Source organism: Nocardia arseniciresistens, from assembly GCF_046764875.1.
Taxonomy (GTDB): domain Bacteria; phylum Actinomycetota; class Actinomycetes; order Mycobacteriales; family Mycobacteriaceae; genus Nocardia; species Nocardia arseniciresistens.
This window is the reverse complement of sequence record NZ_JBKORD010000004.1, coordinates 215,819-239,078: the sequence shown is the minus strand read 5'-3', so window position 1 is coordinate 239,078 and position 23,260 is coordinate 215,819. Positions and strand designations below refer to the sequence as shown.

Below are 23,260 nucleotides of genomic sequence, written 5' to 3'. Positions count from 1 at the left end.
ACGCTGACCGTTATGACCGCAATCGTGACGGTGCTCGTCATCGCATTCTTCACTTACCTCGTGCATCACTTCGCGCCGAACCGGGCGGGAGAAGCCTTCCGGCTGGAACGGTTCCGCGCGCCGGGCCTACTGGCGGACTGGTCTCCCTCGTACTACGAGGACCAGCGTCGATACTCGGATCTGGTCGCCATTTACGGACGCAACGACGTGCCGGATCCCGACCTGCGCGGCGCCGCGATGACACCGGTCGCCGCAGCGCGCGCGAAAGCGGTTCCGACCGAAAAGACCAGTCCAGTCCAGTTGCGCAAAACTGGACTGCCATGCGGAAATATGTCGGCCGCGGGAGGCACACTGACGGTATGAGTGCATCCGTCCGCCCGTCCACCGGGGCGGCGCTCTTCGATACCGCGATCGGGATATGCGCGATCGCATGGAGCGAGGGCGCCGTCATCCGCTTCCAGCTGCCCGAGTCGAACCCAGCCGCCACCCGGGCACGGATCACCCGGCGCGGCAACGGTATTGCCGACGGCGCGCAGATTCCCGAGCAGACACCGACCGGACCGATCGCCGAAGCGATCGCGGGCATTCGCGCCCATCTCGACGGCGGCCTGGACGACCTGCGCTGGATCCCACTGGACACCAGCGCGATTCCCAGCTTTCATCGCGCCGTGTACGAGGTGACCCGAGCTATCGACCCCGGCCACACCCTCACCTATGGACAGGTGGCCGACCGCATCGACGCCCCCGGCGCCGCCCAGGCCGTCGGACAAGCCCTGGGCCGCAACCCGATTCCGCTCATCATCCCCTGCCACCGCGTACTGGCCGCCGACAACGCCCTGACCGGTTTCTCCGCGCCCGGCGGCGTCACCACCAAGCAGCATCTCTTGGAGATCGAACGCACACCCGGTTTCGGCGAACCGACCCTGTTCTGACGCAGACCGATTAGTCCGATCGGCCCACACCGTCTGACCTCTTGAAGCAGCGCCCCAGCTATCAGGAGAAGACACCATGGAGACAGTCACCTCGGCCGACGGCACCGTCATCGCGTTCGACAGGTACGTCGGCGGCGACGCCGCGACGGTGATCCTGATCGGTGGCGCATTCGGCTTCCGGAAGTTCGCCAAGATGGTGGAGATGTCCGAGACTCTCGCCGAACACTATGGTCTGACCGTCATCAACTACGACCGCCGCGGCCGTGGCGACAGCACCGATACGCCGGGGATCTACGACGTCGAGAACGAGATCGACGATATCGCCGCGCTTACCGAGGCGGTCGGCGGTTCCGCGGCCTTGTTCGGCTGGTCCTCGGGCGCCGCGCTGGCCCTGCGGGCCGGTGAATCCGGCCGGGTGCCCGGCATCTCGCGCATCGTCGCCTTCGAGCCGCCGTTCGTCGTCGATCACGAAAACCATGTCCCGCCTTCGGATCTGCACACCGAACTGCACGAGCTGGTTGCCGCCGATCGCCGCGCCGAAACCGTGCGGTTCTACATGACCAAGGGCATGGGCCTGCCGCGCGCCATGGTCGCGGTCATGCGGCTCACCCCGTTCTGGAAGGGCCTGCTCGGCACCGCGAACTCGACTCCGCACGACTGGGCGGTCATGAATCGGTTCATGCGCGGGGAAGCCTTGCGTACCGAAGACTGGTCGAATGTCACCGTGCCGACACTGGTCGTCTCCGGCGCGAAGAGCGCACCGCTGCTTCGCAAGGGCGCCAAGGCCATTGCCGCCGTGCTCCCCAATGCCGAGCACCAGGAACTCGCGAAACTCAGCCACAACCCGTCCACCAAGATCCTGGCTCCCGCCACCGCGGAATTCCTCACCAGATAATCAGGCCGAAGGTGACTCTCCGCGCATCAGCGCGCCGAGCGACTCGCGGTCGGTCACGTCCATCTTGATGCAGGCGCGATAGAGGTGGCCTTCGACGGTACGGACCGAGACGGTGAGGCGGTCGGCGATTTGGCGGTTGGACAGCCCTGCCGCAACGAGATTCGCGATTTCGCGTTCCCGAGAGGTCAGTGGCAGCGGCTGCGCGGCTTGGCGAAGGGCCGGGGTGCTCGCCCCACCGCAGGCAGCGGCCAGGCGGTTCGCCGTGGCGGCGGATTCCAGTAGACGGCGGCGATCACCCGCGCGTTCGTGCGCGGACGCGGCTTGCGCGGCGGCGTCGGCGGCCGAGAGCAGCGCGCCGATCTGCTCGAATGCGGCCGCGGACGCATCGAGTCCGTCGCCGTCGTGGGCGGCGAGCGCGACCGCGTGCTTGGCTTGGGCCTGCACAAGGCTGCCGTCGATCTTGACCGCGAGGTCGGCGAGCCTGCCCGCGACCGAATGATCGCCGAAGCGAGCGGCCACATGCAGTGCCATCGCCTCGATGGCGTGCTGGTGCGAGCGCGCAGCGGCGTCGGCCGCGCCCAATGCCATCCGGACGGCCGGGCTGACGGTGCCCTCAGCGGCGGCCATGCATGCCCTGGCGATCTCCAGTTGTGGGTCGTAGACCGCGCTGTGCCTGCCGCCGCGCGCGGCGGCCTCGGCAATGGTCTCGGCCGCCTCGGCGGGGCGTCCGAGCGCCGAATAAGCCTCCGCCAGGCGAATTCTCGCGGGGATCATCCAGGCAGCCGCACCCTCCATGGCAAGGGCGGCGAGCGCTTGCTCGAGATGCTCGATTCCGGGCAAGAATTGGCCCTTGGCCACATCGACGGTGCCCTGCAGGATCTTGGACATGCCCCACGCCAGATACTGGCCTGGCGCCGAGTAACCGAAATACGCAGCGGCACAACGCCGGGCGGCCTCCAGGTCCCCGGTCAATGTCAGCGCGAGCACCTCGGCATGGGTGGAAATGAACCGGTTGAGCCCGTCGATGTGGGATTCCACCTGGTGCCCTCGGCGGGCGTACTGCCTGGCGGCCTCGCCTTTGCCCATCAGGGCCAGTGCGAGTCCACCGCCGAACGACGCCCACCACACCGCCCACGGTGGCGACCCCTCGGCCGACATCACGGATTCGGCATCGGCGAACGCGTCGTCGATCCGGTTCTCGTTGACCGCGCACGCCGATGCGAGTCCGGTGAGCGTCGCCACGATCTTCGGATGCTCGGCCTTGGCACGGATCAATGCCAGAACCTCATCGGCGCGATCGGCATCGCCCATCGCCCACAACAGATTCGAGACCCTGGTGCTGCCCCAGCGAGCCAGCTGTACTTCGTTCAGGTCATCGGGGTCGAACGTGGCGAGGGTGCGCTCCGCCTCGATGCGGTGGCCCTGCCACAGCAGTGCGCGCGCAAGCAGATCCGCCGCCTCGACGCCGCCCTGACGTTCCACCGCCGCCCTGGCGAAACGCTCACCGAGCGGCAGGTTCGCCAGCCCGATCGCGTCCGCCGCCGCCGCCTCGAACAGCTCGAGATCGGCGGATTTGTCACTGTCCAAGGCCAATTCGGCCAGTCGGATACGGTCGGCCGCGGAATTGATCCGCCGTTCCTTGAGCGAGGAGTACAGCCGCCCACGCAGCCGCCTCGCCGAGGCGATACCGAGCCTGCGCCGGATCACCTCACCGAAAAGCGGGTGGTTGTAGCGCACGATCAACTGGTGTGAATTCTCGACAACCCTGATCACACCACGGTTTTCGGCGGCCTCCACCGCCTCCTCGCCAGCCAGCTCAGCGAGCACGTCGAGGTCGATCGGTTCGCAGAAGGTGAGCAGTTCGAGCACTCGCAGCACCGGCTCCGGCAGTTGCTCGACCCGATCCTCCAGCAGCGCGGCCAATTCGGAGGTGACCGCCGCGCGGCCACGCAGCTGCCACACGCCGTTGACCTGTTTCAGCGTGCCCGCCTCGATCGCGCCCTCCACCAAATGCCTGAGGAACAGGGCATTTCCGCCGGAGGACTCCCACATGAGGTTGGCGGTGAAGCCCTCCAGCTGTCCGCCGAGCATCGACTCGACGAGGTCGACGCTCTGGCTCTCGCTGAACGGACTCAGGTCGATGCGCAGCAGGTGGCCGTCTTTCCACAGCGAGGTGACCGCGTCGGGCACCTGCACCCCGCTGCGGACCGTGGCCACGATGTGGGCGGCCTTGTCGATGGCCAGCTGTAGTAGCAGCGTGGCCGAGAGTTGGTCGAGCAGGTGCGCGTCGTCGACGCCGATGATCGTGTGACCGTCCGCGAGCAGCGCCTCGCGCGCCGCGGACATGAATGTCACCGGATCATGGGCCGTGTACACCCCGACCATGTGCGCGAAAACGCCCAGCGGGATGCTGCGGGCCGATTCCGTGCCCGCCACCCACCGGATATTGCCGCCCATGGCGGCCGTCGCCTGTCTCGCTAGCGTCGTTTTGCCCACTCCGGCATCGCCGGTGAGCACTGTGCCGACATATTGCGTACCACTGAGCGCTGCGCGGATCGCCTCGAACTCGGTCTCGCGCTCGATCATCGGCCAATTCCGAGCCATGCCCTAACTGTAGTTCTTCACCGATCATGATCGAAGCCAACGAACGATGAACTGCCACAGCAAATCAGACAGTTTCGGTCACGGAACGAGGACGTCGTGCCTGACAATGGTCTGATCACGGCCTGGACCGACACCGATGCACGAGATACGTGCACCGGAGAGCTGCTCCAGCCGCAGCACGTATGCCTGGGCGTTGACCGGCAATTCTTCGAAAGTTTTGGCCTGCGAGATGTCTTCCCACCATCCGGGCATTTCTTCGTAAATCGGCTTGGCGTGATGGAATTCGGTCTGGGTGGTCGGCATCTGCTCGACCCGCTCGCCGTCGATCTCGTAGGCGACGCAAATCGGCACCGTGTCCAGACTGGAGAGCACGTCGAGCTTGGTGAGGAAGTAGTCGGTGACGCCGTTGACCCGGGTCGCGTAGCGGGCGATAACCGCGTCGAACCAGCCACAACGCCTGGCCCGGCCGGTGGTCACGCCGACCTCGCCGCCCTGTTTGGCCAGGAATTCACCGTAGTTGTCGAATAGCTCGGTCGGGAACGGACCCGAACCGACGCGGGTGGTGTAGCACTTGAGGATGCCGAGCACCGTGCTGATCTTGTTGGGCCCCACACCCGCGCCGACGGCCGCGCCGCCCGAGGTCGGGTTGGACGAGGTCACGTAGGGATAGGTGCCGTGGTCCACGTCGAGCAGGGTGCCCTGCGAACCCTCCAGCAGCACGGTCTCGCCACGCTCGAGCGCCAGGTTCAGCTGCAGTCGCGTGTCGGCGATGCGGTGTTTGAAGCTCTCCGCCTGCTCCAATACCTCATCGACGACCTGCTGTGGCTCCAGTGCGCGGCGGTTGTAGATCTTCACAAGAACCTGGTTCTTGAACTCCAAGGCCGCTTCGACCTTCTGGGTGAGGATCTTCTCGTCGAGCACATCGGCGACCCGGACACCGACACGGGCGACCTTGTCCTGGTAACACGGGCCGATACCGCGACCGGTGGTGCCGATCTTCTTGTTGCCGAGGAAGCGTTCGGTGACCTTATCGATGGCCACGTGGTACGGCATGATCAGGTGCGCGTCGGCGGAGAGCAGCAGGCCCGAGGTGTCGACGCCGCGCTCTTCCAGGCCGGCCAGCTCCTCGAGCAGCACGCCGGGATCGACGACGACACCGTTGCCGATGACGTTGGTGACGCCGGGGGTGAGGATGCCGGAGGGGATCAGGTGCAGCGCGAACTTGTCGCCGTTGGGCAGCACCACGGTGTGGCCGGCATTATTGCCACCCTGGTACCTGACCACCCACTGCAACCTGCCACCGAGCAGATCGGTTGCCTTGCCCTTACCCTCGTCGCCCCATTGGGCGCCGATCAGGACGATTGCCGGCATTGTCTCGCTCCTACGGTTCGATGCGCAACACCCCGGGGGATGGCAGCCGACGGAGTCGGCGGGGCGGGTAAAGCCCAGTGTTGCAGCTACCTGCCGTATCGAGCCGGTGGCCGGAAGCACAGTCTAGTCGAAGCGCCGACAACGGCAGCGAACCGGTTCAGCCCGTCTGCCTACCTCCGCCTTCGCTCCGGCCATGCGCGGTCTGAGGACGGACTTCGTCCGACTGCGTCGATTAGGCTTGGCGACCGTGTGACCGCAGCCGTACGCGGCTAGGGTGACACCCGAAGCGGACCAGCAGGGGGTTCGCGGACACCGACACGCGTCGGCTGGATCGAGGAGGGTGTACGGCAGTTTGAGTACCCATGTTCTCCGCTGCGACGGCGCACCGGTACCCATTGCCCTCGCGTCACTACCGAACTCCCCTACCGCTGCCATTCCGGATGCCGCCCAAGTCGATGAGCTGCTGCCCGTGCTCGCCGCCGATAGTCTGCCGAGGCTGATCGTGCTCGGCGCGGACGCGGCGCTCGCGGCGGTGCTCACCCACCTGATGCGGACCGAACGGCTGCATGTCGAGATCGGCTACGTGCCGGTCGACAAAACCTACGGCTCCCGCGCCTACCTGACCGGCACCGGCAATGCAGCGGCCAGACGGGCGCTGAAGGGCAAGGCGACGCAGACACCGCTCATTCGCGACGACACCGGCACCGTGCTGGTCGGCCGCGCGACCATCACCGGCCCCCGCGGCGGAAAACTGGACGGCGAGGCCTATGTGGACGACATCCTGCTGTTCTCCGGCAAAGTAACCGCCATGCACGTCTCCCCGACGCTGGAGATGCCGGGCGTCCGTGCCTCCTTCCAGAAGGGCATACGCAAACGCCGCTGGGTGGCGGGTCGTGCCGCACAGCTCGGCACCCCAGGCGCGGTGGTGACCCGCGACGGCATCGCCAACGATCGGGTGCTGCCGCGCTCGACGTTCTACCGGCACCACGAACCCTGGCTGCTGGTCCGATGAGCCACCCGTTCCGCAACGACCGCCGCGCCGGACGCGGCGCCGTCCGACCCAGCCCGATCTTCCTGCTCGTCGTCGCGATCACGGTGGTCGGCGGCGTACTCGCCTGGAACGCCGACCTCGACTCGACCACGGCGAAGTACGGCGTGTTCGTAATGGTGGTGTTCGGCTGGATCATCACGCTCTGCCTGCACGAATTCGCGCACGCCTGGACCGCGTGGCGGGCGGGTGACAACGAGGTCGAGCTGCGTGGCTATCTCACGCTGAATCCGCTCAAGTACAGCCACCCGCTGCTGTCGATCGTGCTGCCGATGGTCTTCATCGCACTCGGCGGCATCGGCCTGCCCGGTGGCGCGGTCTACGTGCACACCCACAACTTCAGCCCGCGCACCCAGCGCATCATCAGCGGTGCGGGCCCCGCGGTGAACGCGGTCTGCGCGGTCGTGCTGCTGTTGATCGTGCGCCTGCTCGGCAGCGCGCATTCCCATCCCGCGTTCTGGTACGGGCTCAGCTTCCTCGGGTTTCTGCAGGTCACCGCGGCACTGTTGAATATCTTGCCGTTGCCCGGCCTCGACGGCTACGGACTGCTCGAGCCGTCGCTGAGCTATCAGACCCGCCGCGCGCTCGACCAGTTCAAGCCGTTCGGCATGCTGATCCTGTTCGCTCTGCTGTTCACTCCGGCCATCAACAGCGTGTTCTTCGACGCCGTCTACTCGCTGTACGAACTGTCCGGCGTTCCGTCCAACTGGTCGCGCTACGGCAGCTTCCTGACTCGCTTCTGGACCTGATCGAGTAGGTCGCCCGGTCCGAAAGTCGAGACCGGGCGACCGATCTCCGCCGTGCGCCCTACCCGCCCGGCCACCACACCGAGATGGCCGATCGAGCGTGCGCAGTCGTGCGAAGAGATGTACCGCAACACCCCTCGTACCGCGGTGACCACCACAAGCTATGACCGGCTCCGCGCGAGAACACGAGTAGTGAACTACCCAAAGATCAACGTCCGGACACTCGCTGCGACAGCAGGACATTCGCGGTTCGATCGAATGTCCGAAATCGGCTGAGTAGTCGGGTCATTCGGCAGGGGGCACGTGTGGATGCGGCACCGTCGGCGGCAGCAGCGCCATGGCGGAAATGCGCTGCATGCCGCACACCTGCATGAGGTCGACCACCATGGAACGCACCTGCGCGAACACCACATGCGCCGAAAGTCCCGCGCCGGTAACGAGTTCCGGCCGCGCATTCTTGGCGACCGAGCGCAACACCCGCGCCGCCTCGGCCTGATCGGGCTGATCGCCCGGGTCGGCGAGCATCATCTTGCGCACCACGTCTACGCCTTGCGCGAGCTGCTCGACCACTTCGATCAGCCGCGGGTCGAGGATCTCCTCGTCCTGCACCAGCGTGAGCGAACGGCGCAGCAGCACCCTGGTATTGCGCACCGCATTGTCCAGCGGGTCGGCGGTGGCCGTGATGCGGTCGAGGCGGGTGCGCGAATTCCAGTACAGCGGAGAGATTCTGCTGATCTCCCTGCCGCCCTCCAGCGTTGAGCGCAATCCATCGATCTGCGGTTGCGTCGCGCGAGCCGCTTCTAGTGCCGTGCGGATCTTGTCCGGGTCCTGTTCGAGCAGGCCGTCGGCGCAGCCGGTGAGCGACTTACCCATCACCGCAAGAACTTCCGCGGCCTGATCGCGAGCTCTGCGCACCGGATGCAGCGGGATCGATGCGACGACGACCACGCCGACCAGCCCGCCGACCAGTGCGTCGATCATGCGGGAGAACCCACCACCCGCCGACGGCGGCAGCAGCGTCGCGACGAGCACCGCGGAACTGGCGGCCTGCATGGAGATGATCGAGCCGCCGTCGAGAAAGACCGTCGCCGCCATGGCAACAGCCACAACCAAGGCGATCTGCCACACCCCGGTGCCGGCGCGGGTGATGAACAGATCGCCGATACCGATGCCGACGGCGACGCCGACCACCAACTCCACCGACCGGCGCAACCGAGCGCCGAAGGAGATGCCGATCGACACCACGGCCGCGGTCGGCGCGAAGAATGGTTGCACGTGGCCGATGACGTTGTGCGCGATGAACCAGGCCAGTGCGGCACCGAGGGCGCACTGGACGATCGGTAGCGCGGACAGTCGCAACCGACGCCACGATCTGCGCAGCCGGTCCACGCTGCTGGTCCGCGCGACATCCACGCGGGAGTTCAGGTCCAGCCCACCCGTCGCCGGACCACCACCCCTCATCGAGTCGCTACGCGATGTTGCGATCAACTTCAGCTCAGTCGAGACCGAGCTCGGACGCGGCACGCGGGTCACAATCCTCGAGCAGATCCAGGCAACGGGCGTATTCCTCGGTCTCGCCGATCGCGCGCGCCGCCTTGGCCAGCGCGCCGACACAACGCAGGAAGCCCTGATTGGGTTCATGACTCCACGGCACCGGCCCGAAACCCTTCCACCCGTTGCGGCGCAAGGAATCGAGCCCACGGTGGTATCCGGTACGGGCGAAGGCGTAGGCAGCGACGATGTCGTGATTGACCACCGCCTCCGCGCCGTCGATACCACCACGGGCCAGCGCGGCCTCCGCGAGATAAGCCCAGGCGATCGAGGCCGCCGGATGGGCGGCCGCGACCTGGACGGGGTCGGCCTTGTCGAGCAAGGCCTCCTCCGCTTCGGAATTTTCGGGTAGGAGTACCGGTTGCGGTCCGAGCAGGTCACCGAACGAGGTCATGCGAATCATTGTGCACCCGGTACGCCCGAGCGCGACGACAGGGAATCACCAGCGGCGGACAGAACCGCTGACATCGAGCGCCCGCACGCGATCACCAGCGGTATCTCTCGAGCGACCCGCACGCAATCGCGACCGGCAACTCCGGCAGCCACGCGCAGTCCTCGACAGCGCCTTCGCACGCAATCGCCAACGGTGACCGGACGGGTAAAGGCGAACTACCTACGGCTGTGCCCATTAGGCTGGCCGTCGAGTTCAAATGTTCGCTTGAGCGAGGGGTATCAGTTGTCCGACCCGAACGACGAGAAGAACCCGGCGCAACGTGGCACCGGTGCCGCCGACCAGGCCGCGAACGGCGCGCGCCAGGACGCGCCCGCTGAACGGACACCCGCGTCGGGTACGTCGCAGAACAGCGCACCCACTGAGCCCATTTCCGCTGCGGCTGCCGACGAACCGTCGGGCGCCTCGGCCACCCCCAGCGCGTCCACGACGCCTAGCGTGTCCACGCCCTCTGGCACGTCCACGACGCCGAACGCTTCCACCGCTTCCACCGCCCCCGGCACGCCGGCCACCCCTGGCACGGCGGCTACTCCTGGCACGGCGGCTACTCCTGGCACGGCGGCTACTCCCGGAACTTCCACTCCGGGCGCTTCCACTTCAGGTACCGCCGATGCGAAAAACGCCGCCCCCTCCGGCGCTACGACACCGTCCGCGCCGACCGCTGAGGTATCCGGTCGCCCAGGCGCTCCGGCACCCACAGGGACGGGCCGACCCGACGCTCCCGCATCCGGCAAGCCCGCCGACACCAGCCCGAAAACCACACCCATCCCGTCCGCCTCCGGCAAGACCGCCGCCGCGAACCTCGGGTCCGAACCAGCCAACTCGGGCTCCGAACCGAAAACGAAACCGATCAAATCCGGCAACGCCGCGAAAGAATCCGCAGCAGGCAAGCCGACAAGCGAATCCGCTTCCAGCACTGAGACTTCCACCGCAGCCACCGACACCCCCGTACCCGGTGCGCCCGACGCCCAGACAGTTCCGGGCAACCCCATTCAACCCGCGCCCGGTAAGACCACCGGTCTCGCCGCGGGCGCCGCATCCGACAAAGCCGATCGTCCCGCCGCAACCGACACATCCGGCGGGACCAACGCCTCCAGCAAGACCAACACCTCCCCCGGGACCGGCGCCTCCGGCAAGGCCGACACCTCCAGCAGAGCCGACACCCCCCGCGGGACCAACACCGCCAGTAAGACCGAAACCTCTCGCAAGGCCGACACCTCCAGTAAGACCGACAACTCTCGCAAGGCCGACACCTCCAGCACGGCCGACACCTCTCGCAAGACCGAGACCTCCAGCAAGACCGACAACTCTCGCAAGGCCGACACCTCCAGCAAGACCGACACCTCTCGCACGGCCGACACCTCCCGCAAGGCCGACACCTCCCGCAAGGCCGACACCTCCAGCAAGACCGACACCTCCAGTAAGGCAGAGAGTCCTGCCGCAAGCGGTGACGCGGCATCGGCCTCCGGTACCGCGATCAGCGGCGCAGCGGCAGCCAGCGCGGCAGCGGCAGCCAGCGGCGCATCCGCCCATGCGGGAGCCGACGCCGAAACCGCTGTGATCAAGCGCGGCACTCAGCCGAGCCAGACAGGGCCCGACGCCTCCGCCGCCGAAAAAGGCGTGGCAGCCGACGCGGAACCCGCTGTGATCAGGCGCGACGCGCCAGCGAATCGACCAGGGTCCGATGCCGAGACAACCGCCGATGCGCAGCGCGCCTCTGCTGCGGCCGAACTGGCCGATCCCAGCGCTGCGACCGTGGTGATGCGTCGGGCAACCCCGGCCGACGTACCGGTGACCGATACACCAGACGCATCCGCGAAGGGCGACGCGACATCCAACGCACCAGCGAAGGACCACGCGACATCCGACGCACCAGCGGACATCGCGGGCGCCGACGCGAAGACCGTCGCGATGCCCACAGCCACCCGGGTGACCGGCAAACCGCAGGCCCCCGCTCCCGGCGAGCAGCCGAATATCGCGGGCGCCGACGCGGAAACCGTCGTGATGCGGGTGGTCCCCAACCCCAACCCCGCCGCCGACGACGCCGCGACCACGGCGTTTCCAATCCAGAAGCCCGCCGACCGGGACACGACCCAGCGGATACAAAAGCCCGGTGCGGGGACCAAACCCGGCACCGATCGGGTCGTGCCGCCGTCGGCGCGTCCCGCGCCGGTCACCAGGCCGCCGAGCACACCTCGGCCCGCGCCCGGCCCGAAACAGCCTGCACCGCAGGGTCCTTCGGCACCGCCGCAGAGCGGACCGGGCACTCCGCCGGCCGAACAGACCTGGCCTTCGCCGCCGCGTCCGCCCGCCAAGCCTCGGCAGGTCAACTCGGCGCCCTCGCCCGCGGACATCCAGGCGACCACGCCCGCGCAGTCGTTGTCCGGTTCGCCGGCGGCTCCGCGTCCGCCGCAGCCACGACAGATCGCCCAGCCGCAGCGCATCACGCCGCCCGCGCAGACACCTCCTCCCCCGCCCCCTGCCGAAGCACCGGCGGGGCGCTCGAAGCACCGGCTTGCCGCGGTGCTCGGCGCGGCGGCAGTGGTCGTGGCACTCGTCACGTTGGCGGTGGTGCTCATCAGCGGTTCCAGCGACGATTCTCCCGACGCCAGGATCCGCGCCGCCATCACCGACTACACCCAGGCCCTGCAGACCGGCGACCTGGCGACGCTGCGCAGCACCACGTGTGGTCCGCTGCGCGATTTCTACAAGGACATTCCGCCGGATCAGTTCACCGCCGTGCACCAATTGTCGGTGGAGCGCAAGAGCATTCCGGTGGTCGACAGCGTCGACGCGATCCGGATCACCGACAACACCGCGATCGCGCAGGCCAACGTCTATACCGAGGCGGATCCATCGAAGCGATCGGCGCGGACCTTCGATCTGCAGAGTACCGACGACGGCTGGAAGGTCTGCGACCCACCGACCGCGACGCCATAGCGGGGCCACATTATCCCGTATCGAGCGTCACACTCACCTGGTCAATGGACCGGTTCGCCAGTAGCATGGCCCGGATCATGGGCACGGAACAAACAATCGCACAGCCGGTATCGGATGATGTGGCGAAGACACCGACGATGGCTGGGCGACGATTCCGCAGCCGCGACCACTACGTAGTAGGCCGGGAAAAGGTCCGCGAGTTCGCGCGCGCCGTGCAGGCCCAACATGGCGCGCACCTATACGAACCCGACGCGCACGAACTCGGCTATGACGGCATCGTCGCGCCGCCGACGTTCTCCTCGGTCATCGGCATCACCGCGACGCGGGCACTGCTGGATACGGTGCTCACCGATTACGACCTGTCCCAGATCTTGCAGACCGACCAGGTCTTCGAGATCGTCCGGCCGATCCTGGCAGGCGACCGGCTCACCACCGAGGTCGTCATCGAATCGATCCGGCAGTTCGGCGACAACGATTTCATCCTGGTCGGATTCTCGCTGACCGACCAGCACGGCGAGGTCGTGCAGACCGGATCGACGACGATCGTCGCCCGCCGTGGCGTCGAGGTCGACGCGAATCTCGCCGACACGGTCGAGAACATCGTGATGCACCCCCGCCCATCGATCGAGGCCCTCGCGGCGGTGGGCTCGCTCGTCGCCGTCGATACCGACGACGAGACAGCGGCGCAACTGCCGCCACCGAACGCGCTGGTGCACAGCCTGCCCGATTTCGACCAGCTCTCAGTCGGCGATCGACTCCCGGCCGCTACCGCCGAGGTCACCCGGGGCGACCTGGCCAACTACGCGGGAGTATCAGGCGATCCGAACCCTATTCACTTCAGCGAGCAGGCCGCCACACTGGCGGGGCTGCCGACCGTGGTGGCGCACGGCATGCTGACCATGGGACTTGCCTCCGGCTATTTGACCGAGTGGGTCGGCGATCCGACCGCGATCGAGAAGTTCAGCGTGCGGTTCTCCGGATTCGTTCCGGTGACGACCGACGCGCCGAGCGCGATCGTATTCACCGGCAAGATCAAGTCTTTGGATCCGTCACGGCGAACCGCGACGATCATGATGGCGGGTACCTCGGAGGGACGCAAACTCTTCGGACGAGCGATCGCCGAAATCCGATTCGCCTGAGGCACAACGGCAACGAAGGGTTGTCGCGCTGCTCAGTCCAAAGTCGCGTGCATCAGGTAGACGTTGTAGTCGCTCCAGGTCGAGATATTGAAGTACAGGTCGGAACCCGACGACCAGGGGTGGATGAATCCACCGTAGAGCTCCGGGTAGTCGAGCACCGTCACGGTTGGAGCGCTCTCGGACCACACGCCCTGCGGTGAATCCGATTCGCGGACAACCACAGCCGCCTTCGCCGTATCGAGATAGCTCATCTGCCAGAGGTTTCTTGCCGTGTCGAAGCGGACCGACAATTCACCGGCCGGTGCGTCGACAATCGGAGTCACGGCGGCGAACCCACCGGTTGGCGTCCAATTTCCGTCCCGCCAGTATTGATAGGCGGTGGTGTTGAGGATCTGGCCTTTCGGCACCCTGGCCAGGCCGATGGCGCCGAGGCGGGTGTTGGGGGTGCCGAACATGTAGACGAAATCGCCGTTCGGAACCATCGCGCTGACTTGAAAATTCGCGAGCCCGAAGATGTTGTCCCAGCGGGCATACGGGTCCTTGGTCCAGGACTGACCGTGGTCGTCGGAGTAGGCGATGCCGCCGTAGTTGGTGAAGAACGTGCCCGGCGCGCTGTTCCAGGTGCGAATTGCCATGTAGCTCAGGTACTGCCGGTCACCGACCGCGAATCCGGAGGTCGGAATCGTTGTCACCTCGATGTTGTCGAGCTTGCGACTGGACAGTACCTCCGCGGCGTGGCAATGATCGTCGGTCACCATCCGGTCGTAGATCATCCCGTCGGACAGCTCCCGATCTGTGCTGAAGGCCAGCACATTGCTGCGCCAATCCGTACCCACACCGCCCGGCGGATGGAAGCCGCGACCGACGGTGTCACCGAAGGCGGTCGCGATCTCGCCCGGCGCGCTCTCCCACATGATGCCGAGATCGGTTCCGTCCACCTGCCACCGCTTGTCGGTGCGGTTGACCGAATTCGCGCCGGTCTGCTTGGCCACCTCGCGCACCGCACCGACGTGCGGCGCGCGCCGACGCGGCGTCCGCGCGGCGGGTTCGGTCGGCGGATCGACCCGCGCGGGCGGCGTCGGCACCGTACCCGGGTCCGGTCCCGGCCCGGGAATCCCGAAGTAGAAAGGCTTGGGGCTCAATAGAATTTCCGGAATCCCCAGCCGACTCGCAAGCCCCGGCGGCGGCACCGGCCCGTCCGTGAGATCCGGACACGGACTGCTACACGGATCGCTCGGAAGCTCCATCACGATCCGCTTCGGCGCGGACGATGGCGGGACCAAGGGCGGCTGCGCGGGAACCGCGGTAACCACCGGGTACGGAACAGGAACCTCGAGCGTCTTCGGCACCAGCGCCTCGTGCACCGCCACCGGATCACTCACACAGGGACCGACCCCCGCCGCACCACCCTTGGGGTCCGCGACAGCCGTCCGCTCCGCACACACCAACGCCCCCGCCCCGAAAACGACAGCAGCGAGCACGGCAAATAAACGCCTGACCATAGCGGACCCCTCGACATCGTCGCAGTACCCCCACAAGCGAACGACCATACCTGGCTCTTCCGATCCGACACGCGAGACTTTCCGATCGCCCGCGAATAGTGAACTCCGCGTCACGGCACCACAGCGGGCGCAGGATGGAAGGGTGAACAACTCAGTGAACCTTCGCCGGGTAATGCCCGCTGTCGGTGCCGCCTGCCTGGCGATCTCCGCCTTTGCCGCCGCGCCGCCTGCGATCTCGGCCGCCACACCATCCGCTTCCGCGATATCGAGTCCCGATGATTCGCACCCGATACCGAGCTATCGGCCGGGTCCGAAGGGAAACAATGTGCCGCCGCCCGCGGAGTCGAAGGAGAAGGCACCCGCGTACTACTCGAGCTGTGATCAGGTGCGGGCCGAGGGCAAGTTGCCGTTGTATCGGGGGCAGCCGGGGTATGCGCCGTATCTCGATCCCGATGGTGACGGTGTGGCCTGCGACTACTGAATGGCCTGGAATGTCAGCACGGTGGTGCCGATTCGGATGACGTCGGCGTCGGCAAGTAGCGCGCCGGTCTCGATCGGCTCCTCGTTGACGAAGACTCCGTTGGCCGAATGCAGGTCCTTGATCAGCAGACCGGCCCGGCTCGGCATGATGTGCGCGTGATAGCGGCTGGCCTTTGGGTCCTCGAGGACGAGGTCGTTATCGGTCATCCTGCCGATCCGCAGACCGCCGTGCCCGATCACGAGCACCCGGCCCTCGGCCGTCCGCAACTGGCCGCTGCGCACCGCACGTGGCAGCTCGGTCACCGTCTCGGTCATCGCCGCGGCCATCCGCTCGCTGCGCTTCAATTCGACCGTGTTCAGCGATTCCTGACGCAACACCCGCTGCTCTAGGTCGACCAGGGTGGGACCGGGATCGATGCCGAGCTCATCGGCGAGCACCGCACGCACCTTGCGGCACGCCTCCAGCGCGTCGGCCTGACGGCCGGACAGGTACAGCGCGGTGATCAGCTGCCCCCATAGCGGTTCACGCAACGGATGTTCGCCCGTCATGGAAACCAACTCACCGATCACCGAAGAAGCACGCCCGAGGGCGATTTCGGCATCGATGCGAGTCGAAGCGGCCTGTAGCCGCTCCTCATCCATCGCGGTGGCGAAGCCGTCGGCGAACTGTAGCCCGGCCAGATCGGCCAACGCGCGACCGCTCCACTCGCGCAGCGCATTTCCGAGCAATCGCGCCGCACCTGCGTGATCGCCGACCTCGGCACGACGAACACCGGCATCCCGCGCCGCCTCGAATCGCCCGAGATCGCATGCGTCCTCGGCGATTTCGAGTCGATAGCCCGATGATTCGGTGCGCAGTACCAAGGCCGGATCCACGCCCGAATTACGCAGCGCCTTACGGATATTCGAGACGAACACTTGCAGGCTCGCGGCGTAGGAATCGGGCGGAGCCTCGTTCCACACCATGTCGGCCAGCGCGGCCGATGCCACCGCGCGCCGCCGATTCACGATGAGCGCGGCGAGCAGGGCCCTCGGCTTGGGCCCGCCGACCGCGACCGGCTCACCACCGACAAGCAGCCGGACAGGCCCGAGCACGCGCACATCAAGACTCATGAACTCGGAGCCCCCCGGGGGGTTGAAAGGGTCAGGCGCTGATCGACCGTCCCGCGGACTTCAGATCATTGCACGCCTCATAGACACGTGCCGCCATGGCGGTCTCGCCCTTCTTCAGGTAGCTGCGCGGGTCGTAGACCTTCTTGTTGCCGACCTCGCCGTCGATCTTGAGCACACCGTCGTAGTTGGCGAACATGTGGCCCGCGACCGGGCGGGTGAAGGCGTACTGGGTGTCGGTGTCGACGTTCATCTTCACGACGCCGAACCGCAGCGAGTCCTCGATCTCCGACTTCAGCGATCCCGACCCACCGTGGAAGACGAAATCGAAGGGCTGCGCGTCGGCGGCGAGACCGAGCTTGGCGGCGGCCACCCGCTGGCCCTCGGCGAGCACCTCGGGCTTGAGCACCACGTTGCCCGGCTTGTAGACACCGTGCACGTTGCCGAAGGTGGCGGCGAGCAGGTACTTGCCGTTCTCACCCGCGCCGAGCGCGTCGATGGTCTTCTGGAAGTCCTCGGGCGAGGTGTAAAGCTTGTCGTTGATCTCGGCCTCGACACCGTCCTCCTCGCCGCCGACGACACCGATCTCCACCTCGAGGATGATGTTCGCCTGGGCGCACGCCTTGAGCAGCTCCTTGGCGATCTCCAGATTCTCATCGATCGGGATCGCGGAACCGTCCCACATGTGCGACTGGAACAGCGGCGGCTTTCCGTTCTTCACCCGTTCCTGAGAGATGGCGATCAGCGGGCGCACGAAGGTGTCCAGCTTGTCCTTGGGGCAGTGGTCGGTGTGCAGCGCGATGGTCACGTCGTAGCGCGCGGCGATCACATGAGCGAACTCGGCAAGCGCGGTCGCGCCGACGACCATGTCCTTGACGCCCTGGCCGGAGGCGAATTCCGCACCACCGGTGGAGAACTGGATGATGCCGTCACTACCCGCGTCGGCAAAGCCCTTGATGGCCGCATTGACCGTCTCAGACGAGGTGCAGTTGATGGCGGGAAAGGCAAAGGAGTGTGCTTTGGCCCGACCGAGCATCTCGGCGTAGACCTCCGGAGTCGCGATGGGCACTGTAAAGACCTCCGTGGTTGTGCGGCAATAGACAATTCTGTCAGGCCACAGAGTAGGCCAGCGACCTTTCTCCGAATATCGGGACCTCCTCATGCGCCACTGCCCCACCAAGCAGACCGCCCGGTTGCGAAGACAGAAGTTTCTCCTTCGGCAGGGGGTTTCTCAGCTGAACCCGGTACTGTGGGCCGCGTAATTGCACTGGCAGCTATTGACGCGGTGACACGCCCCCGCGTGACGATTAGCGACTGAGCCAGCCGTACCCGACAGGAGGCCGCGTGATTCTGCTCGCAGCGACAGAATCGGTAAGCAATGTTGCGTTGACCCAGTTGTTGGATCCGATGCATCTGCTCACCGAGACGTGGCTGAAGAACGCGGTTCTTCCGGCAATCCTGGTCATCGTCTTCATCGAGACCGGTTTGCTGTTCCCGATCCTGCCCGGCGATTCACTGCTGTTCACCGGCGGTCTGCTGGCGGCGAGCTACAACCCGCCGGTGTCGATCTGGGTGCTGGTGCCCGCCGTGACGGTCGCCGCCTTCGCCGGTGACCAATGTGCCTATTGGATCGGCAGGGCGATCGGGCCCGCGCTGTTCCACAAGGAAGACACCCGGTTCTTCAAGAAGCACTACGTCACCGAGACACACGAGTTCTTCGAAAAGCACGGCCCGAAGACGATCATCCTCGCGCGGTTCGTGCCGATCGTCCGGACGTTCATGCCGGTGCTCGCGGGTGTGTCGAAGATGGACTACCGCAAGTTCGTCGCCTTCGACATCGTCGGCGCCATCCTGTGGGGCGGCGGCGTCACCGTACTCGGCTACTTCCTCGGCGGCGTCGACTTCATCAAGAACCACGTCGAGGCGATCTTCCTGCTCATTGTCTTGGTTTCGGTGCTGCCCGGCATCTTCGCGGTGGCGAAGCGGTTGCTGAACAAGAACGAGGCTGCCCGGCCCGAAGCCGAGCTGGCCGCCTCGACGAACGAGCCGACCCACTGAGCCGGGTGTCTACTTCGTTGCCCCTGGCAGTAGGAAATTTCGATCCGCTTACCTCGGCGGGGCCGGCCCTCGTCTGGACGGTGGTGCTGGCCTTCGTTTTCGTCGAGTGTGCCGTGATCATCGGACTGTTTTTGCCCGGCGACTCGATGCTGATCACCGCGGGCATCGTGATGGCGGGCCACGCGTCCGGTGAAACCCAGGTGTGGGCGCTTTCGCTGGGCACGATGGTCGCCGCCATCGCGGGTAACCAGGTGGGTTACGTCATCGGGCATCGCACCGGCCACCGTTTGGTCGCCCGGAAAAACGGCCGCTACATCAACGCCCGCAACCTGCAACGGGTCACGGAGCTGTTGCGCAAACACGGGTTTCTCGCGGTGCTGATCGCCCGCTGGATTCCGTGGGTGCGCACGCTGTGCCCGATGGTCGCGGGCGCGGCGGGGATGGACCACCGCAAGTACACCGCGGCGAGCACCATCGGCGCGATCATCTGGGCGCCGGTGCTGCTGCTCATCGGCTACTACGCGGGCAGCTTCTTGCAGCGGGTGCCGTGGTTGATGCCGGTGGTGATCGCCACCCTTGTCATCGGGCTGATCGTCGGGACGGCGCTCGGTATCCGGCATTACCGCCAGGAGATGCGCAAGCCCGCCGAGGACTTCGAACTCGAAACCGCACCTGCGTGCGTGCTCGAAACCGAGGGCTGAGCCGGACTGGCGAAGCAGCCGCCTGCCGTCGCACAACGGCCGCTTACAACCCGGCGGCGCTGACCTGGTAGGCGGCCTCCATCAGCAGCCAGCCCGAAAGCTGCACCGACAGATCGCGTTCCGGAACCCGCGACGAGGTCACCGACCCACCGGCGGTGAAGTGCCCGGCCCCCGATCTGCCGCCGGGTAACTGCGCCGGTTTACTCCAGTCGTGACCGAATAGCGGCTCGCCCTCGACATCGAGCCGGTTCGCCCATGCCGCGGTGGCCGAGGCCCGCACGATCGCGGCCGCACTGCGCCGATCGTCGACCTGTTCGCGATCATCACCGGGCAGCATCACCGCGACAACCGCGAGGTAGCGGGCCAGAATCCCGTTGAACAATCCGCCGTCGCCGCCACCGCCGCCGTTGATCACGCCGCGGGTGGTCATGTGCTCCTCGACCGCGGCGAGCAACCGGTGCACCCGTTCGGTGTGCCTCGGCTCGCCGGTATGCACCGCGAGCTCGGTCTCCAAGCCGAGCACGACACCCTGGCAGTAGCTGAACACCGGGTGCTCGATTTCGCCCGAGGGCAAATGGATTCCATCGAGAATGAGGCCGGTCTGCGGATCGCGCAGTGTCTCGTCGAGCCAGTCGGCCATGTCCTGCGCGCGCATGTGCCTGCCGAGGCGCAGCAACGCGATAGCGGCGGGGCCGTTGGCCGGTGCGTTGAAATAGTCGGATCGTTTGCGCCAGGTAATTCCGCCGCCGCGCGCCGGCTCCCACGCCGCGTAGAGCTCTTTCTCCAGCGCGACCAGTGCGCCGCGCGCCTCGGTGATGCCCTGGGTTCGCTCGGCGCGTTCCAAAGCTATGGCGAGCCAAGCCATATCGTCGTAATAGTTGTTGGTCCAGCCGGTGATGTTGCGGATGCGGTGTGAGCGGGTAATCGCACCGATGCGCTTACGGCGTGCCGGGGTCGGCACCCGGTTGGCCGCGTCGGTCGCGCAGTCGATCAGATGCGCCTGCCACCAGTAGTGCCAGGACGCGAAGGCGCGCTCGCGTTTGGTGGCAGGCCAGCCGACCACCCCCAATTCCGTTCCAGGGCAGGCCCATAGTGCACGCAGGTGTCGGGAGATGACCGCGGACTCCGCCATGTCGGCCCGCTCCGACCATAGCGCGGGCGCCGCGGCCGAGTCGGCTCCTACATTGTCCCCACCCGAGCCGAGCCCGGTTTGCGGGCGTCGCGAAGTCATAGGCCAATGGTGCCAGTTATATCCGGATTCTCACCCTATTTTTGTTACCAAGCTGACGCCAAATCGGCATGCTGACAGATCCACGCGTGCATGGCGATTCCCGCCGCTACGCCGGCATTGATACTGCGGGTCGAACCGAACTGCGCGATCGAGACCGTCATGGCCGCCGCGTCCTTCGCATGCTCGGTCACGCCGGGGCCTTCTTGCCCGAACAGCAGCAGGCAACGCTGTGGCAGCACCGCGGTTTCCAGTGGCACCGAGCCAGGCGTGTTGTCCACCGCGACAACGGTGAGATCCGCTCGCTCGGCGTAGGTGAGCAGCGCGGCGACATCGGTGTGATGCTCGATGTGCTGGTAGCGGTCGGTGACCATGGCGCCGCGACGATTCCACCGCCGCCTGCCGACAATGTGCACGGCCGCCGCCGCGAAGGCGTTCGCGGTGCGCACGACGGTGCCGATATTCGCGTCGTGCCCGAAGTTTTCGATGGCTACGTGGAAGGGATGCCTGCGCCGATCGATATCGGCGACGATCGCCTCGCGCGTCCAATAGCGGTACGCATCGACCACATTGCGGCGGTCACCGTTCGCGAGCAGCTCCCGATCGAGCCGCGGATCGTCGGGCGGCGGTTGCGGGTGTTCCTGAGCCCACGGACCGACGCCGTGCGGATGCTCGCCCCACTCGGTGGGTCCTTGCGGCTCCTGCTCGGAGGCGTCGGGCACTGCGTCATTCACTCCATGATGCTAATTCCCGCCGCGGCTTCAGTAGCTCGAGGTCGAGTCGAGAGCGCCGACTATCCCGAGAACAACGAACAGCACCACGAACAGCAAGCCGACGATAATCATCACCGAGCCGATAATGCCGCAGACGTAGCCGACCATGACACTGCTGCGTCCGCCCATCGAACCGCCCGACGCGTCGATCTCGTTGAGCGCCTTTTTGCCCATCACCCAGGCGACCGGTCCGAGAACCTGGCAGAACGCCAGGCCGAGGACACCGAGGATCAGGATGGTGGTGGCCTGCGGGTGGTCGGGCGGCGGACCGTAGCCATAAGGTGAATAGCCGTACTGCGGCGGCGGATAGCTCATCCGCTGGATGGTAGTAGGTGTAGCTGGCCACACCATGAATTCGGCGGACAGCTCCATCGAATACCGCGCCTGCGACAAACATGGAGCTCTTAACGCTTCTCCTGCCTGAAGGCAGGGATTCCCAGCTCAGACCGCAACCGAACCACCCACCCGAAGGAGGTGACCCGCCTGTCTCACATCCTCAACACTGACGTGGCCGCGCTCTGCCACAACCAGAACCACTCCGGCAGCGTTCCCGTCCCGACCCGCCGTAAAACCGCAGTCGGAGCATCGGAAAATCCTCTCGCACAGTTCCAGTCGCTTGGCTCTCGCTAGACATTTCCTGCACGTCATCGACGTAAAGGCGGGCTGAACCAACACCACCCTCCGGCCAGCCCGCACACCACACTCGATCAACGCCCGCTTCGCCCCGCCGATCGCCGCATCCGCCGCCTTGCGCGCCATCGTGGATTTCGCCAGGAACTTCGGCTTGAAATCCTCTATCGCGATCAACCCATGGGCGGCGACAACACGTTTGGCCCACACCCGCGAGTCATGTTGGGTTTGGCGAGCTGCTTTTTTGTGCAGTTTCGCAGCCTCTCGGGCGGCCCGCCGGTAACCCGCGGACTGCGGGCCACGCTTACCACTGTGCCGACGAGCCATGCGGCGTTGCGCCTTCGCGAGTTCCGCCGCACACCGCTTCCGGTGCCCCCGAAACGGCAGATCGAATTCGCTGTTGGTGGTCGTGGCTGTCACACTCACACCCCAGTCGATACCAATACCACCCTCTGCTGCCGGGACGGGTTCCACCTCACGCCGCACCACGAACGACGCATACCAATACCCCAGACAGTCTTGGGTGATACGGACAGACGTCGGCTCCGACGGCAGTTCCCGCGACCACACCACCGGGATACCCACCCCTTTCGGGAGCATCAGCCTGCCATCGCGGATGCTGAACCCGCGCACGGTGTACTCCAGCGACGGCAACGCCTTCTTGCGTGGTTTGAACCTCGGCCGACCGTGCCCTTTCATCGTGAACGAGTGATCGAGGGCTTGCGCGTAGGTGCGCAGCGTCTGCTGCTGCGCGACTTGGGACCCCTCCCGCAACCACACAGCGCGGCCACGCGCTTCGGTGAGCAACTTTCCGAGCTTACCGAAGCTCAGATGGCCACCCGACTTCTGTTGATGCACAGCCTCATTCCACAGAAACCGGCAACGTCCCCACTCCGCGAGCAGCGCCCGCTCCGCCTGCACGCCTGGGCGCAGTCGGTAGGTGTAGCGCACCACCTCGGTCATACCCGGCAATGTAACCGACGCCACCGACACATCCTGGTGACCCGACCTCTGGAAGGAGGATGGCGCTCCTCTGCCCGTGAACGAGGGAGTATCCGCGCCAAATACCCGATGACCGAGACGCCGATCCGACTATCGTGC

Annotated in this window: 22 protein-coding genes; 10 read left to right on the top strand and 12 right to left on the bottom strand. The window is 66.2% G+C overall.

Annotation, left to right across the window (positions count from 1 at the left end):
* The first annotated feature begins 12 nt into the window (after positions 1–12).
* From ACLMAJ_RS08855 to ACLMAJ_RS08845, 3 genes are all read left to right on the top strand, one after another.
* On the top strand, positions 13–363 hold the full coding sequence (locus ACLMAJ_RS08855) for a hypothetical protein (RefSeq protein ID WP_412013041.1): 351 nt from the start codon (positions 13–15) through the stop codon (positions 361–363).
* On the top strand, positions 360–932 hold the full coding sequence (locus tag ACLMAJ_RS08850; RefSeq protein WP_412013040.1) for a methylated-DNA--[protein]-cysteine S-methyltransferase: 573 nt from the start codon (positions 360–362) through the stop codon (positions 930–932). The genes ACLMAJ_RS08855 and ACLMAJ_RS08850 overlap by 4 nt, the downstream gene beginning before the upstream one ends.
* A gap of 76 nt (positions 933–1,008) precedes the next feature.
* Positions 1,009–1,827, top strand: a complete 819-nt coding sequence (locus ACLMAJ_RS08845; protein ID WP_412013039.1) for an alpha/beta fold hydrolase — start codon at positions 1,009–1,011, stop codon at positions 1,825–1,827.
* Here ACLMAJ_RS08845 and ACLMAJ_RS08840 read toward each other — a convergent pair whose 3' ends face one another.
* Positions 1,828–4,431: a LuxR C-terminal-related transcriptional regulator gene (locus ACLMAJ_RS08840; protein ID WP_412013038.1), complete on the bottom strand. Its 2,604-nt coding sequence runs from the start codon at positions 4,429–4,431 to the stop codon at positions 1,828–1,830. It abuts the gene before it with no gap.
* A gap of 78 nt (positions 4,432–4,509) precedes the next feature.
* Positions 4,510–5,802 (bottom strand): adenylosuccinate synthase, encoded by a 1,293-nt coding sequence (locus ACLMAJ_RS08835; RefSeq protein ID WP_412013037.1) that lies wholly within the window; start codon positions 5,800–5,802, stop codon positions 4,510–4,512.
* 352 nt (positions 5,803–6,154) lie between these two features.
* On the opposite strand from ACLMAJ_RS08835, the gene ACLMAJ_RS08830 reads away from it, so the two are divergent.
* Positions 6,155–6,814, top strand: a complete 660-nt coding sequence (locus ACLMAJ_RS08830) for a hypothetical protein (protein ID WP_412013036.1) — start codon at positions 6,155–6,157, stop codon at positions 6,812–6,814.
* Positions 6,811–7,599: a site-2 protease family protein gene (locus ACLMAJ_RS08825; RefSeq protein WP_412013035.1), complete on the top strand. Its 789-nt coding sequence runs from the start codon at positions 6,811–6,813 to the stop codon at positions 7,597–7,599. The genes ACLMAJ_RS08830 and ACLMAJ_RS08825 overlap by 4 nt, the downstream gene beginning before the upstream one ends.
* A 282-nt stretch (positions 7,600–7,881) precedes the next feature.
* On the opposite strand, the gene ACLMAJ_RS08820 is transcribed toward ACLMAJ_RS08825, so the two are convergent.
* From ACLMAJ_RS08820 to ACLMAJ_RS08810, 3 genes are all read right to left on the bottom strand, one after another.
* On the bottom strand, positions 7,882–9,057 hold the full coding sequence (locus tag ACLMAJ_RS08820) for an FUSC family protein (RefSeq protein WP_412013270.1): 1,176 nt from the start codon (positions 9,055–9,057) through the stop codon (positions 7,882–7,884).
* Positions 9,058–9,091: 34 nt separating this feature from the next.
* Positions 9,092–9,541, bottom strand: a complete 450-nt coding sequence (locus tag ACLMAJ_RS08815) for a DUF3151 domain-containing protein (protein ID WP_412013034.1) — start codon at positions 9,539–9,541, stop codon at positions 9,092–9,094.
* Between the two features lie 278 nt (positions 9,542–9,819).
* Entirely contained in the window at positions 9,820–10,026 is a 207-nt protein-coding gene (locus ACLMAJ_RS08810; RefSeq protein WP_412013033.1) for a hypothetical protein, read from the bottom strand.
* Between the two features lie 10 nt (positions 10,027–10,036).
* Here ACLMAJ_RS08810 and ACLMAJ_RS08805 point away from each other — a divergent pair, with 10 nt between their 5' ends.
* Both ACLMAJ_RS08805 and ACLMAJ_RS08800 read left to right on the top strand, forming a co-directional pair.
* On the top strand, positions 10,037–12,538 hold the full coding sequence (locus ACLMAJ_RS08805) for an Rv0361 family membrane protein (RefSeq protein ID WP_412013032.1): 2,502 nt from the start codon (positions 10,037–10,039) through the stop codon (positions 12,536–12,538).
* Positions 12,539–12,615: 77 nt separating this feature from the next.
* The gene (locus ACLMAJ_RS08800; protein WP_412013031.1) at positions 12,616–13,677 is read left to right on the top strand and encodes a fused (3R)-hydroxyacyl-ACP dehydratase subunits HadA/HadB; all 1,062 of its coding nucleotides are present in this window, start codon (positions 12,616–12,618) and stop codon (positions 13,675–13,677) included.
* Positions 13,678–13,709: 32 nt separating this feature from the next.
* Here the strand turns inward: ACLMAJ_RS08800 and ACLMAJ_RS08795 are convergent, their stop codons facing one another.
* Positions 13,710–15,179 carry a DUF4185 domain-containing protein gene (locus ACLMAJ_RS08795; protein WP_412013030.1) on the bottom strand — a complete coding sequence of 490 codons (1,470 nt, stop codon included), beginning with the start codon at positions 15,177–15,179 and terminating at the stop codon, positions 13,710–13,712.
* A gap of 142 nt (positions 15,180–15,321) precedes the next feature.
* On the opposite strand from ACLMAJ_RS08795, the gene ACLMAJ_RS08790 reads away from it, so the two are divergent.
* Positions 15,322–15,660: an excalibur calcium-binding domain-containing protein gene (locus ACLMAJ_RS08790; RefSeq protein WP_412013029.1), complete on the top strand. Its 339-nt coding sequence runs from the start codon at positions 15,322–15,324 to the stop codon at positions 15,658–15,660.
* Here ACLMAJ_RS08790 and ACLMAJ_RS08785 read toward each other — a convergent pair.
* Both ACLMAJ_RS08785 and fbaA read right to left on the bottom strand, forming a co-directional pair.
* Positions 15,654–16,772: a BTAD domain-containing putative transcriptional regulator gene (locus ACLMAJ_RS08785; protein WP_412013028.1), complete on the bottom strand. Its 1,119-nt coding sequence runs from the start codon at positions 16,770–16,772 to the stop codon at positions 15,654–15,656. The genes ACLMAJ_RS08790 and ACLMAJ_RS08785 overlap by 7 nt on opposite strands.
* Positions 16,773–16,803: 31 nt before the next feature.
* Complete coding sequence (gene fbaA / locus ACLMAJ_RS08780; protein ID WP_412013027.1) at positions 16,804–17,931, bottom strand: class II fructose-bisphosphate aldolase; 1,128 nt, start codon at positions 17,929–17,931, stop codon at positions 16,804–16,806.
* Between the two features lie 245 nt (positions 17,932–18,176).
* Here fbaA and ACLMAJ_RS08775 point away from each other — a divergent pair, with 245 nt between their 5' ends.
* Both ACLMAJ_RS08775 and ACLMAJ_RS08770 read left to right on the top strand, forming a co-directional pair.
* On the top strand, positions 18,177–18,827 hold the full coding sequence (locus ACLMAJ_RS08775; protein ID WP_412013269.1) for a DedA family protein: 651 nt from the start codon (positions 18,177–18,179) through the stop codon (positions 18,825–18,827).
* Positions 18,828–18,844: 17 nt separating this feature from the next.
* Positions 18,845–19,528, top strand: coding sequence for a DedA family protein (locus ACLMAJ_RS08770; RefSeq protein ID WP_412013268.1), 684 nt, complete (start codon positions 18,845–18,847; stop codon positions 19,526–19,528).
* Between the two features lie 43 nt (positions 19,529–19,571).
* Here ACLMAJ_RS08770 and ACLMAJ_RS08765 read toward each other — a convergent pair whose 3' ends face one another.
* The 4 genes from ACLMAJ_RS08765 to ACLMAJ_RS08750 all read right to left on the bottom strand — a co-directional run bounded on the left by ACLMAJ_RS08765 (position 19,572) and on the right by ACLMAJ_RS08750 (position 23,122).
* A complete protein-coding gene (locus ACLMAJ_RS08765; protein ID WP_412013267.1) occupies positions 19,572–20,660 on the bottom strand; it encodes a glycoside hydrolase family 76 protein in 1,089 nt (362 codons plus the stop codon).
* Positions 20,661–20,803: 143 nt separating this feature from the next.
* Positions 20,804–21,490, bottom strand: coding sequence for a TrmH family RNA methyltransferase (locus ACLMAJ_RS08760; RefSeq protein ID WP_412013026.1), 687 nt, complete (start codon positions 21,488–21,490; stop codon positions 20,804–20,806).
* A 27-nt stretch (positions 21,491–21,517) separates the two neighbouring features.
* Positions 21,518–21,844 (bottom strand): DUF4190 domain-containing protein, encoded by a 327-nt coding sequence (locus tag ACLMAJ_RS08755; RefSeq protein ID WP_412013025.1) that lies wholly within the window; start codon positions 21,842–21,844, stop codon positions 21,518–21,520.
* A gap of 126 nt (positions 21,845–21,970) precedes the next feature.
* Complete coding sequence (locus ACLMAJ_RS08750; RefSeq protein ID WP_412013024.1) at positions 21,971–23,122, bottom strand: RNA-guided endonuclease InsQ/TnpB family protein; 1,152 nt, start codon at positions 23,120–23,122, stop codon at positions 21,971–21,973.
* Between the last annotated feature and the right edge of the window lie 138 nt (positions 23,123–23,260).

Coding starts and splice junctions, on each gene's coding strand:
- ACLMAJ_RS08855 (WP_412013041.1), top strand. CDS start 13: ATGACCGCAATCGTGACGGTGCTCGTCATCGCATTCTTCACTTACCTC.
- ACLMAJ_RS08850 (WP_412013040.1), top strand. CDS start 360: ATGAGTGCATCCGTCCGCCCGTCCACCGGGGCGGCGCTCTTCGATACC.
- ACLMAJ_RS08845 (WP_412013039.1), top strand. CDS start 1,009: ATGGAGACAGTCACCTCGGCCGACGGCACCGTCATCGCGTTCGACAGG.
- ACLMAJ_RS08840 (WP_412013038.1), bottom strand. CDS start 4,431: ATGGCTCGGAATTGGCCGATGATCGAGCGCGAGACCGAGTTCGAGGCG.
- ACLMAJ_RS08835 (WP_412013037.1), bottom strand. CDS start 5,802: ATGCCGGCAATCGTCCTGATCGGCGCCCAATGGGGCGACGAGGGTAAG.
- ACLMAJ_RS08825 (WP_412013035.1), top strand. CDS start 6,811: ATGAGCCACCCGTTCCGCAACGACCGCCGCGCCGGACGCGGCGCCGTC.
- ACLMAJ_RS08820 (WP_412013270.1), bottom strand. CDS start 9,057: ATGAGGGGTGGTGGTCCGGCGACGGGTGGGCTGGACCTGAACTCCCGC.
- ACLMAJ_RS08815 (WP_412013034.1), bottom strand. CDS start 9,541: ATGACCTCGTTCGGTGACCTGCTCGGACCGCAACCGGTACTCCTACCC.
- ACLMAJ_RS08800 (WP_412013031.1), top strand. CDS start 12,616: ATGGGCACGGAACAAACAATCGCACAGCCGGTATCGGATGATGTGGCG.
- ACLMAJ_RS08795 (WP_412013030.1), bottom strand. CDS start 15,179: ATGGTCAGGCGTTTATTTGCCGTGCTCGCTGCTGTCGTTTTCGGGGCG.
- ACLMAJ_RS08785 (WP_412013028.1), bottom strand. CDS start 16,772: ATGAGTCTTGATGTGCGCGTGCTCGGGCCTGTCCGGCTGCTTGTCGGT.
- fbaA (WP_412013027.1), bottom strand. CDS start 17,931: ATGAGGAGGTCCCGATATTCGGAGAAAGGTCGCTGGCCTACTCTGTGG.
- ACLMAJ_RS08775 (WP_412013269.1), top strand. CDS start 18,177: ATGCATCTGCTCACCGAGACGTGGCTGAAGAACGCGGTTCTTCCGGCA.
- ACLMAJ_RS08765 (WP_412013267.1), bottom strand. CDS start 20,660: ATGGCGGAGTCCGCGGTCATCTCCCGACACCTGCGTGCACTATGGGCC.
- ACLMAJ_RS08755 (WP_412013025.1), bottom strand. CDS start 21,844: ATGAGCTATCCGCCGCCGCAGTACGGCTATTCACCTTATGGCTACGGT.
- ACLMAJ_RS08750 (WP_412013024.1), bottom strand. CDS start 23,122: ATGACCGAGGTGGTGCGCTACACCTACCGACTGCGCCCAGGCGTGCAG.